Origin of the sequence: Gimesia sp. (assembly GCF_048262075.1) — a bacterium.
GTDB lineage: Bacteria > Planctomycetota > Planctomycetia > Planctomycetales > Planctomycetaceae > Gimesia.
In genome coordinates this window covers 182,191-194,646 of sequence record NZ_JBLXFK010000011.1, presented here as the reverse complement: position 1 = coordinate 194,646, position 12,456 = coordinate 182,191, and the positions used below count along the sequence as shown (strand labels likewise).

Annotated in this window: 7 protein-coding genes; 3 read left to right on the top strand and 4 right to left on the bottom strand. The window is 51.0% G+C overall.

Features of this window, described 5'->3' with window-relative positions; translation table 11 throughout:
- Positions 1 to 36 precede the first annotated feature (36 nt).
- From ACN0YH_RS20470 to ACN0YH_RS20460, 3 genes are all read right to left on the bottom strand, one after another.
- On the bottom strand, positions 37 to 1,692 hold the full coding sequence (locus ACN0YH_RS20470; protein ID WP_417381446.1) for a LamG-like jellyroll fold domain-containing protein: 1,656 nt from the start codon (positions 1,690 to 1,692) through the stop codon (positions 37 to 39).
- A gap of 137 nt (positions 1,693 to 1,829) precedes the next feature.
- Complete coding sequence (locus ACN0YH_RS20465; protein WP_417381445.1) at positions 1,830 to 3,782, bottom strand: DUF1549 and DUF1553 domain-containing protein; 1,953 nt, start codon at positions 3,780 to 3,782, stop codon at positions 1,830 to 1,832.
- On the bottom strand, positions 3,779 to 5,233 hold the full coding sequence (locus ACN0YH_RS20460) for a DUF1501 domain-containing protein (RefSeq protein ID WP_417381444.1): 1,455 nt from the start codon (positions 5,231 to 5,233) through the stop codon (positions 3,779 to 3,781). Before ACN0YH_RS20460 ends, ACN0YH_RS20465 begins: the two co-directional genes overlap by 4 nt.
- A gap of 664 nt (positions 5,234 to 5,897) precedes the next feature.
- Here ACN0YH_RS20460 and ACN0YH_RS20455 point away from each other — a divergent pair.
- The 3 genes from ACN0YH_RS20455 to ACN0YH_RS20445 all read left to right on the top strand — a co-directional run bounded on the left by ACN0YH_RS20455 (position 5,898) and on the right by ACN0YH_RS20445 (position 9,784).
- The gene (locus tag ACN0YH_RS20455; RefSeq protein WP_417381443.1) at positions 5,898 to 7,706 is read left to right on the top strand and encodes a DUF3300 domain-containing protein; all 1,809 of its coding nucleotides are present in this window, start codon (positions 5,898 to 5,900) and stop codon (positions 7,704 to 7,706) included.
- A gap of 182 nt (positions 7,707 to 7,888) precedes the next feature.
- Positions 7,889 to 8,143: a hypothetical protein gene (locus ACN0YH_RS20450; protein ID WP_417381442.1), complete on the top strand. Its 255-nt coding sequence runs from the start codon at positions 7,889 to 7,891 to the stop codon at positions 8,141 to 8,143.
- 342 nt (positions 8,144 to 8,485) lie between these two features.
- Complete coding sequence (locus ACN0YH_RS20445) at positions 8,486 to 9,784, top strand: leucine-rich repeat domain-containing protein (protein WP_417381441.1); 1,299 nt, start codon at positions 8,486 to 8,488, stop codon at positions 9,782 to 9,784.
- On the opposite strand, the gene ACN0YH_RS20440 is transcribed toward ACN0YH_RS20445, so the two are convergent.
- A complete protein-coding gene (locus ACN0YH_RS20440; RefSeq protein ID WP_417381440.1) occupies positions 9,770 to 12,046 on the bottom strand; it encodes a bifunctional SulP family inorganic anion transporter/carbonic anhydrase in 2,277 nt (758 codons plus the stop codon). The two genes, ACN0YH_RS20445 and ACN0YH_RS20440, sit on opposite strands and share 15 nt — an antisense overlap.
- Positions 12,047 to 12,456 lie beyond the last annotated feature (410 nt).

Genomic DNA, 12,456 nt, shown 5'->3' with positions numbered 1-12,456 from the left:
TCAGATGGCTCTTTTTTTGTCGCAGCGGTGATCTGATCAGTCCGCAGTAAACGCTTTCTGAACCTCATCCGCGGATAAGGCACGGCGATAGAGTTTCAGATCTTTCATTTTCCCGTTGAAGTAATCGTGGGCACCAAAGCCGATCTTCAACGGTTCCGCAGTAGTCAAATCATAGTCCGCCGGATCAAACTGAGTTGAACTCGCCACCAGCTTGCCATCCACATACAGCTTAAGGCGATCTGTTTCCTTCACCGCCACAATCTGTCGCCAGCCGGGCTTCAGTGCCGTGTCATATGTCACGCTCTTCCCGGCTTCGATGGAATGCACGTGTCCAGCCGGTAAAGTCCCGGCAAACAGTCTCCCCTGAAAAACAGCCATCGACCAGACGCGTCGATATCGCACATCGGGAGTCCAGTCCAGTCGTCCCGTGTTGGTCCAGTCGACGCTGCCGTTATACCGATACACTTCTGCCAGCGGCAATGAGCCGGAATACATGGCCCCGTTATACACGGCCAGAGGCATACTCTCTTTCTCCTCTCCCAGTCGCCCTGCCAGGTTCCATTGATTCTTCCCTGCGTAGCGGTACACCTCTGCATGTGGCCACTCACTCACATACAAGTCTCCCTCGTAAACAGTGAAGCCATAGGTTTGTGTCGACTCTCCCACCTTCCCGGCAGGGGACCAGTTCGTTCCGTCAAAGCGATAGACGGCTCCTTCATCATAACCCGATGCATACAGATCGCCGTTATAGACGGCCAGTGATTCCACACGTTTTCCATCAGGCACACCACACGACGTCCACTGTTTGCCACCGTCATAACGGTAAAAGGCAGCCGGTTTATACATGGAGGAAGCGTACAGTTTTCCCCGATACACGACCATTCCATTGATCGCTTCTACTTCAGGCAGCTTGCCGCAGTGTTCCCACTTGCCGTCGCCTTCATAGCGATAAACATTACCTCCCAGATGCGGATTATCTGACTCCGAAAGCGATGAACCTTTCAACCGATACTTGCCCGTCCCCGCGTACAATTTCCCCTGGTAAACCGCCAGTGAGGAAACCGCATTGCATAAATCGGGGGCGCCGCAATCAATCCATTTTTTCCCTTGATCTAAACGATACACATGACCGGCAGCTGATTCACCTGGCACACAGGTACCGGCAAACAGATTCCCGTCATAAACGGCCATGCTGTAAATCAACACGGCATTCCCCAGTTGTCCGTGATCGGTCCACTCGGCATCGATTCTGCCATTGTCGATTCCAAACTGCAGATGCCGATCATTCGATTGACTGCTGGTCACGCCGGCATGATTCTTGATGCTCAACTGAAATCCACGCCGGGTATTTCGATCGTATTTACTGAGCAGAGTGCCCAGCACATCATCCAGCTCAGCACTGGTATGCACGGTCAGCGAAATCGAGAACTCCCCCGTACCCAGCGACAACGCTTTCGTGTGTGGTACCTCCAGAAACGCTTTTCTTCCGTCAAAAACTGCCGGCTGATCTGGCTTCAAGACAACCCCCTGGTTATTTGTATTCAACTGCAATGAACTCCGATCTTTTGAGTCCCCCTGCAACCGCCAGTCTCCCAGCAAAGCAGCGTCTTCTGCTTTCAATGCCGAATATTCAAGCCCCGTCATACTTCCAAACAATATCAGCAGCAAATAGATTCCAGGTCGTATCATCATCTTTCACCTTCTTAATTCAGAAAAGAGAACAGTCTCTACACAGATCCATTCTTAATAAATCTAACAAATTCGACGTTTAAAAAAAATCCTGCGAATCAATCACTGTGATGAAGCAGCGGTATGTCGATGGAAAGTGTTTAATCCACGTACAGGAATTCGCTGGTATTGAAAATCGCCAGACACAGATCCGTTAAAGCAGCGCCGGCATAAGGATTGTTGACTGGCGTCTCGCTTAAGGGTAACAGCAATTCTTTGGCAGATCGTTGTTCCTTAGTCAATATTACCTGCTGTGTACTTAGAAAAAGCTTGAGTTCCGTCAACTCGCTTTCAGTTGGCGTACGTCCCAGGGCACGACGGAAAATCACCGTAACCTGTTGCCCCTGATCTTCACCCGCCTGATCCCAGACCAGACCTGCCAGCTCCTGCGCACACTTCAGGGAACTCTCCGAGTTCAACATCAACAGCGATTGTGGTGCCGTCGTCGAATTGCCACGACGGGAACAACTGGTATTCGCATCCGGACGATCAAACACATCAAACAACGGATATCGTAAGTTTCGTCGGGCGAAGACATAAATACTCCGCCGATAATGATCTTCGGTATTGGCACTGGTCTTCCACTGATCTTTGAGCAATGTTGCCCGTAACTCGCGTGGCAGTGGTGGCATCACGCCTCGTCCTCCCGTTTTATCAGAAAGCTTGCCGCTGACTGATAACATCGCGTCACGAATCACCTCCGCATCCAGTCGCTGACGTGGAAAGCGAGATAACAGGGATGCGTCCGAATCTTCCTTGAGGGATTTTTTCCAGGCAAGCTCTGCTGCTGGATTTCCGTCAAACTTCCCCGCCTGTCGATATACGCTTGATATCAGAATCAGACGATGCAGCGATTTCATTTTCCAGCCAGACGACATCAGTTCGGCAGCCAGCCAGTCCAGCAGTTCCGGATGCGTCGGCAGATCGCCCATCACACCAAAATCGCTGGGCGTGGCAGACAGACCGCGTCCGAAATGATGCTGCCAGATGCGGTTCACAATCACTCGCGATGTCAACGGGTGATTTTTCTGCGTCAGCCAGAAAGCAAATTCGCGGCGCTGCTGGCGTGAGTCATCGGCGTCGACAGCCTGCTCCTGGAGATTCGCGACTCTTAAAAATGCCGGTTGCACTCGCGGGCCGGGCTGCCGCCAGTCACCACGAATCATCACGCGACTGGGTGCCGTCGGTTTTCCGATGGAAGCCAGCATCGTGACCGATCTGTTTTTGACCGGTTTGACCGCTGGCTCAAAAAAAGCACGCATGCGGTAAAAATCAATGGTGCTGATCGGATCGTATTTATGATCATGACACTGGGCACATCCCATCTGCAGCGCCATGAAGGCGGAGCCGACGGTGGAGGTCATTTCATTCAGCAGCGTATGCCTGCGTTCTTCCTGGGAATTGATATCAGGCATATCCGGACCGGAGAGGCAGAACGCAGTCGCGATCTTCGCATCCGGATTCTCCGGCGCGATCACATCGCCCGCCAGTTGCCAGCGGACAAACTGATCGTAGGGCATATCCTCATTCAACGCTTTGATGACCCAGTCCCGGTACTTCCAGGCATCAGGTCGGACCTTATCATGCTCATACCCATCAGTCTCCGCGAAGCGGGCCAGATCCAGCCAGTGCTGTGCCCAGCGTGCTCCATACTGCTTTGATGCCAGCAGACGATCCACAAGTTTTTCATAAGCGTCGGCTGAGTCATCAGCGAGAAACGCATCCACATCTTCAGGTAGAGGGGGCAGACCGATGACATCAAAATAAAGCCGGCGGATCAGTGTGGTGCGACTGGCCTCTGCCGCGGGTTGCAGGCCGTTCTCTTCCAGTCGGGCCAGAATAAAATGATCAATGGGAGTCCGCGACCATTCTTTATTTTTTACAACTGGCAATACAGGCCGTCGTATCGGCTGAAATGACCAGTGATCCCGGTCTGATTCCGTAATCGGTTCTTCAGAAAGTTTCTTTTCTTCCTCAGCATTTCCAGAAGACGCACAGCAAGTGAACATCAATGTTGCCGTAACGATCAGGTACCTCATAGGGGATGGAATCATGTGAGCAGTCCTTTCACAATCTTCACTTCGGCAGGTCCTGTCAGACGTTCATCCAGACCGTTATGGAAATAGGTGAGGGATTCATGATCCAACCCCATCAGATGCAGTAGTGTGGCGTGAAATTCATTGACGTGCACTTTGTCCTGTACCGAACGCAGGCCGATGGCATCGGTGGCACCGTAAGACCGTCCCCCGGTAATCCCGGCTCCGGCCAGCCAGCCTGAATACCCCCAGGGGTTATGATCACGTCCCCTGCCCTGCTCGCTCATCGGCATGCGACCAAATTCACCACACCAGACCACGAGCGTGTCTTCCAGCAGCCCCCGCTGTTTGAGGTCTTTCAGCAGAGCGGCAACAGGCTGATCAGTTTTTTGACAATAGGTGGTATGATTTTTAGTCACATCACTGTGTGCATCCCAGCCAACGGTGTCTCCGGAATAAAGCTGCACGAAGCGTATGCCCCGCTCGATCATCCGCCGCGCCAACAGACAACGCTCACCAAAATCCCGCGTCTTGGGATCGTTGAGTCCGTACATGGAATGCGTGTCCTGTGTCTCCTGGGTAAGATCGACGATTTCCGGAGCCGCCGTCTGCATGCGGAACGCCAGCTCGTAGGCAGAAATGCGCGCCGCCAGTTCGTCATCCAAGTCGCGTGCTTCCTGGTGGCGGCGGTTCATGGATTGAATCAGATCCAGGGTCGCCCGTTGTTGCTGCGAAGAGATCGACGCGGGCGGTTTCAAATTCAGAATCGGCGTCTTCCCTGCGCGCATCGTCGTTCCCTGAAACGTCGCGGGGAGATATCCACTACCCCACGCGGGAGGTCCTCCTTTGACGCCACCTCCCGGATCAGGCATCACTACAAACGCAGGCATATCTGCATTCTCAGAACCCAGACCATAGGCAACCCAACTGCCTACGCTGGGATGGCCCATCAGGGTACTGCCGGTATTCATCTGATAGACCGACTGCGGATGATTCACACTGTCACCATGCAGCGAGCGAACGACGCACAGATCATCCACGAGCGCACCGGTATGCGGGAGAAAATCACTGACTTCGAGCCCCGATTCCCCGCGTTTGCGAAACGGCTTAATGGGCGCGAGCAACGGATTTTTTGCGACCTTGCGCCGCGTCATCACTTCGCCGAAACTGTCAGGCAAAGGTTTTCCGGAATACTTCACCAGATCCGGTTTGGGATCCCACAGATCGACGTGACTCGGACCGCCATGCATAAACAGCCAGATCATGCGCTTGGCACGCGGTTGAAAATCAGGCATCTTCGGTGTTAATGAACTTGAGGCAGCCTGCGCACTCTTGTCAGAACTTAAAAGCGTATTGAGGGCCATCAGTCCGATTCCGCCACCCGCAGTCCGCAACATTTCGCGGCGATTGAACAGATCCTCCCCCCAGTTACCCGTAATCGTATCGTGGCCGGATCGATTCACCTGCATGCTGCATTCTCTCCCTCAGGTCATATTGGAATGACATTAATATATCAGGGATCGGCAGTCAGCTCGACTGAATTCATCAACGTTTTTTGATTTGTCTGAAATTGACAGAAATGCGTCGTAACAGACAGGAACGCTCACCAGAGAAAAACACTCCGTCTACATCAATCAGCTTGTCTGCAAGGAGTGAAGACATCCAGGAAAAATAAAAAATGCGCAGAGCAATACAAAAGCAGCCTGCTTCAAGCGCACTCTCTTTGATGATCTATATCAAACCCATTCCCTCCTGTTTTGTTCCGATTTTTTTTCTGATTAATTTTCCAGTGATTCATTTTTTCTCTCACATTTTCTGTTGTTTTTGAAACCATGTTTGAGCGGCTTGAGTATGCTACCCGCGGGGTTAATAACATGGTTTTGAATGAGGCCATGTGATGTTTCTTTTTGACAACATGTTGCCTGTGAACATCGTTTCCCGGCCTGTTGCATGGTTAGAAAAAAAGAGTTCCCGGAAATCCTGATTTTTTGAAAAGCATTTCCGTCGACTCATCAAAACTAAGCTATATGAATAGTGACCAGCGCAACACCAGGTCGAGAAACATCAGAGAAGGCAAGATGTGAATCACGAGAGACCGTTTTCACAATCTCAGAAAAAAAGATGGGGAGATCAATGACTGCTACTTCACAGAACTATTTGAATGGATTCCTCGCCCTCACAATCGGAGCCTGTTTCATTCTGCAGCCAGGTATCAGCAATGCACAGCAGCCCGGCGGCATCATGCAACAGAAACTGCCACAGAAAAACTTATCGCCGCGGGCATTGGAAAGCCTGGTCACCGGAATTGCCTTCTATCCTGATGACCTGGTCGAAACGATCCTGGAAGCAGCACAGCATCCACTGGCAATCCGCCAGGCTTCTGACAAACCGGCTGCCCGTTTCAATGGCGGTCGTTTCGCGCAACGCGTGCAACAGTTTAACAAGGCGAATGATCCGAATGTCGAAAAGCTGAAACAATATCCGGAGATCCTGGCGCAACTGAGTGACAACATTGCCACCACCACCTTATTGGGGCGGGCATATCAGTCACAGCCAGATGACGTCTGGCGGGCCATTGATCAACTCAGGGCAGAAGTCGATACTGCGTTGCAAGAGCAGCCTGAACAGTTCGTCGATGACAGCGGCGTTCCGTTAACTGGTCAGGCCGCTTACGTGGCAGCCGCCGGTTATGTCGCCGGTCGTTACTTCGTTCCCGCGACGGTTTCTGAACTTTACACCGCGTATGCGTATCCACATCAGACAACGACCACTACCACCTACCACGGTGAAAACGTGAACGGCGCCGCCACACAAACGACCACAACGGGTCCCTACGGTCACGCAACGGCATCCACAGGCAACAGCGCAACAACTTACACAGGTCCGAATGGCAATACGGTAACCGGAGCCACCCAGGGAGGTAGCGTTGTCTATCAGAATGGCGCTACTACAGTTGGCGCGGGTGCCGCTACCACGACGGTCACAGGTCCCCAGGGAAATTCAGCCACTGCGACAGGTGCCGGTATTGCCGGTACGACGACAGCCGGTGATACAACTTACTTCGGCGCAGCAGGCGGCGGAACCGTCAACACCTCGAATGGACTGTCGGCTGCCGGCGCGGGTCAGGTAACCGGTTCTGTTCAACAGACACAAACCGGAGCCAACTACAATACCCAGGCCAGTGGTTCGGTCGCGACGAATACCGGCGTAAACGCCTATGGCAGCAGAAACACGAATGGCAGTGTGAACCAGAACGCCGACGGTTCTGTCAGTGGCGTTCGCTCGTCTTCCACTTCCGTTCAAGGAACCAGGGGTTATGCCGACGTGCAGCATAACAGTTCCGGCACGGCGACCGGAAATGGCAACGGGACCTACAACGGTTCTACGACCATCGATTCCAGCAAAGGTTCTGCCTCGGTGGATACAACTGCCGGGAATGGACAGGTTTCTTCAACCGTTACCACACAAAATGGTTCCACAACGGGAACGCTCGGCGATGGTCAGGTCGGGCAAAGTTCGTCTTCGACCCGCAGTCGACAGTCCACAGGCAGCCAGCAGGCGGCCCGCAGCAGCAGCCAGAAAGGTTCGTACCGTTCCAGCCGCCAGTCGACAGCCTCAAATTCCCGTTACAGTAAATCATCGAGCCAGCAGATTTCTTCCGGCCTGCAGAGTATGCAGAAAAACTGGGGACAGCTCAGCCAGCAGATGAACCGTTCGTCCCAGGCTGCTGCCAAGTCTCGCCAGGGGGGGCATTCGTATTCGCAGCAGCGTTCTCCGTCTGCTTACTCACGTGGCTCCAGCTTGAGCCCCTCCTACTCCAGCAGCCGAACCCCCTCTTATTCGCGAGGCAGTTCAGGTTATTCACGTGGCAGTTCCTCACGGGGCAGCAGCAGTCGCGGCTCTTCAGGTCGTTCCGGTGGCGGACGTGGCGGGCGGAGATAGGCTCGCTGCTTCTAGAAGTAAATCCAGATTACACGCCTCTTTTCCTCATTGAAAAGAGGCGTTTTTCAATTCCTGCCCAAAACGATTTTTTCTTTCCATTCTCAAGTTTTTGCGTTTAGAATGAATTGGTATAAAAACCGAACTCAGTTCATCCCATCTTTTCACAAGACAGATAAAGAAACATGCTCCGTTACTTTATTGCGACTAACTTCTGGTTGGCTTTGACGATCTTACTGCTGGTTTCCTCAACGCCCCGCTACCAGATGGTGGGAAACGCCTCGCAGAGACATTACGTCGCCCAGGGCTATGCGGTATTTGGATTTGGTAATATGTCGTCTTTTTTTTACTGGACCGTGATTAGTCTCTCAATCCTTGCTGTACTGATCTGTTTTCGCGCCTGGAAAAAAACGGAAAGTATCTCCGTGAATTCATCATGAAAATCCCCCTGCACACATTTGAAGTCAGCAGTCCGTCTGAGAAAGATTTTATCCGACTGCTGCAGAGTGCCTTAAACAGGCTGCCATCTGTAGTGGAACGGGAAATCTCGGAAGCAGACCGGTTTCGTTTTCGACTGTCATTGTTCCGGAAATACCAGTGGACCATTTTTAAAATTCGCATGTATACATGTTTCCTCTGCCTGATATACTATCTAGATCTAATCACATTTTAGCATCGTATCTCGCGTACTATGATGCTTGACCCAATAGCCTCTGGAGACACTACAGTAAAACGGGACATAGTCTAAAAGTACCCGATTCAGATTGACGGGGAAGATTGATATGCAATTCTCGCGTATAGGCAAATGGCTTCTAATTCCAGTATTAACCGGGTATGTACTCTGGCTCATAATGTACTCGGAAAAACAGAAGATCGAATTCGCCAAACAACGGCTGCGTTCCCAAGGATTATCTGTCCAGGAAATCTATCGTTTTTCTCCCATCCGCGAGTCAACCTTCAAACTGGAATACGTATTTGACACAGAAGAGCTCAGGATATCCCAGGTCAAAACTTTTGACTCTCGCAGGGCATCTGAGTTTATTGAGGATCTAAAAATACTGGCACCCTTAATTAGAGGTGTGGAAATCGACGGTGCCGTCTTCACTGACCAGGATGTAATCGCCCTGGGTCAAATGCCATATTTACGATATGTAAGTCTGAACGGTTCTGAATTGACGGAATCGGGAATCGTGGCTTTATCGAAGATCAAAGAACTTGGATCGCTTACCATTTATGATCTTCAGATATCAGACAGCAAGGTTGACTGGTTGCAGAACTACCCGGAATTGTGGAAACTGACTCTCCACAATTCTGAACTCAGTCCTGAAACGTACCAGCAATTGGCAGCGCTGAAAAAACTTGAAAAGCTTAATCTGTTCAATTCCAACATCCGGTCATCGGACCTGCAATCTCTCGTAAATCTTTCCCGTTTAGATGAGCTTATACTTGAAGGAACACGGGTGGATGACCAGGCGGCGCCTTACCTGAAGAAACTGAACACGCTGCAAAAACTGGATCTCGGTAAAACAAAAGTCGGAGCTGAAGTATGTAACCAGCTTTCAAAAATCAACTTAAAAGAACTCATACTTAGAAGGACACCAGTAGACGACCGGGCGGCACCTTACCTGAAGAACATGAAAGCAATACAGCAATTGAATCTCAGCAGAACGAACGTAGGAGACGAAGTGTGCCGTCAGGTTGCGAAAATCAACAGTTTGATATACTTAAATCTCAATCAGACCCCCATTACAGACAGTGGCGTCCAGGCACTTCTCAAAGGATGTCCCAACCTCAAAGGAGTTAATCTCAACCGATGCCAGATTTCCATCAACGCTTTTTCGGCATCAAAGCAGTGGCCGGCAAACCTGGTTAACCTGAGGCTAAAAGGCACTCAACTGTCTGGACCACAGGCTCTGCAAATCTATCACGATCATGATTCCTTAATCTGGATTTCGTTCGACTGGAGGGACAAGACAGATCTGACTCATCAAAAATATCTCAAAATGGAAAGATCACGCACTTTAAGGGTTCGAAATAATCAAAAAGAGAAGGCTCACCCGACTCAATCAAGCCTGCGGTGATTCCGCGACTTCCTGCTCCGTCGTCTGTTCTGTGAAAAATTCCATTTTGCCGCTCTTCACATCATAGAGCGCCCCGACCACCATCACCTTGCCGGCATCCACCAGATTTCGAATGACTTCGCTGCGGGACTTTATCTCGTGAACGCTGCGATAGACGTTACGTCGCGCCGTCTCGTCGACAAATCGTTCCTTATCTTCCTCGCTCATCTCGTTCAGTCCAGAACAGGATTCTTCATCGACACAGGGAACAATCTCATCGACAATCGAATCCAGGTGAGAACAGCCCGTAGCCTGTGACGCGTTGTTATGATCGCTCATCAGCTGCACGGTAGAAGTGACGGCACCACAACGGGTATGCCCCAGCACCAAGACCAGCTTTACGCCGACCACCGCGACACCATATTCAATACTGCCCAGTGATTTGTTACCAATCACATTTCCGGCGACACGCACACTGAAGATATCGCCAATCCCGAGGTCTAGTACCAGTTCTGCGGGGACACGAGAATCGATACAACTTAAAACCACGGCCAGGGGATTCTGTTCGCCGGCAGTGGCATTAACCTGACGACCCAGGTCGCGTGAGAGTCGGTTGTGCGAGTAGAACCGCTCGTTTCCATCCTTTAAAATCTGCAGGACCTGTTCTGGTGTTATCCGGTCTTTCAGTTCTCGCGTGGAATAGTCGGCGAACTGAATCTCATCGTTTAACTGATACTTTGTCCGGAAACCGCGCAAACTGACCTTCATACCCCGCGCGGGACCGATTATATCCTTGAACTCCTGAATCAGGCTCAGAATATCAGGGTCGATATAGTCTGTGCTGGTAGCATCAATCAGCATGTTTGTTCCGGGAGTCGCATCGTTGAATACTTGATCCAGCGCGGCCCGGTTTAGAAAACTGACCTGATTCGCCAGTTCAATATGCAGAACCTCTCCCCCGGCGTGTGTCTCTATAATCCGGCGGATCGGTTGCCGCAGGTTACTGTTTAGAATAAACAGCAGACTTACACCCAGGCCAATCAAAATTCCGACTAACAGGTCGGTAAACACAATAGACAGCAGCGTAATCATGAACGGCAGAAACTGGTAACGTCCCTCGCGCCACATCTGCCGAAATAGAGCCGGACTCGCCAGTTTGAAACCGGTCACCAGCAGAATTGCCGCCAAGGCCGCCAATGGAATCATATTCATATACACGGGAATCAACGCGACTGATACCAGTAGCAGAATCCCGTGAAAAATACACGAGAGTTTCGTCTTCGCTCCTGAATTAACATTCACTGAACCACGCACAATCACCGATGTGACAGGCAGGCCTCCAATAAGGCCTGCGGTGATATTACCCACGCCCTGAGCAATCAACTCGCGACTGGGGGGAGAATTTCGATTTTCGGGATCAAGCTTGTCGACGGCTTCGAGGTTCAACAGGGTTTCCAGCGAAGCCACAATCGCGATGGTTACGGCGGCAACATAGATGGCCGGATTGGCCCACTGAGAAAAGTCCGGAGATTTCAGAAAGGACAAAAGATCGCTGGCGGATTCCGCGACGGGAATCTGTACGAGGTGGCTGGCTTCAATGGCCCAGTGTCCCCCCAACCGTTGAAACAGGATATGCAGCATCACCCCCAGTAATACGACGATCAGGGGACCGGGAACCACGGAATTTTTCAACAGTTTGATCCGGTTCCAGAACACCAGTAGTGCAATCGAGGAGATCCCCACGACGGCAGCACCAAAATGGATATCGCCTTCAAAGACCGTCAGGATTTCTGAAAACGTGTTTTGTTTATCAGGCTGAGTGAATGACATTTCCCCTTCCGGGTCGGAATCGTGCCCAAACACGTGGGGAATCTGTTTCAGAATCAGAATCACACCAATAGCGGCCAGCAGACCTTTGATCACACTGGAAGGAAAAAACGCGGAGAGGGAACCGGCTCGCACAATTCCCAGGCCGATCTGGATCACCCCGCCCAGCATGACTGCGAGCAGGAACGCTTCAAATGAACCCAGGGTAGCAATTTGCGCAATCACAATTGCCGTCAAGCCGGCGGCCGGGCCGCTCACACTGGTACTCGATCCACTGATCGACCCCACCACAATCCCGCCGATGATTCCCGAGACTAAGCCCGCAAACAGCGGGGCCCCGGAAGCCAGGGCAATTCCCAGGCAGAGAGGAAGTGCAACAAGAAATACCACCAGACCAGATGTCAGGTCGCGTGGCAGGTACGTAAGGGGATAGCCCGAAAGACGTGCGTCGTTCATGTCTACTCACTCAATCATATTTTTAGTTTGGCGGGTAACTTTCAGTATCTGTAATCCAATTATGATCTCCGTGAAGAATCAGTCATTGGAATAGAGTCTGAACTTAATATCAGGTCCTGAGGACTTCCAAAACCCGAACTATCTGAATCATCAGATGGTTCTTACGGGTCGCTCTTCGTGAACTCCAGACCTCGGGCACAGTATTATAAAACCATATCTCGTTTTACAATCTGCTTTTACAATTTTTTTAGCAATTTGATTTCTTACCAGATTTTTTCTACTTCTAAAAAAGACACTCTGACTATAACCGATCAGGGGAAATTACCAAACAGTTTTTGTCATTCCTGACTGGACACCTTAAATCTACAATAACAGACGACTATTGCAGACCTGTAGATCTATTTGTACCG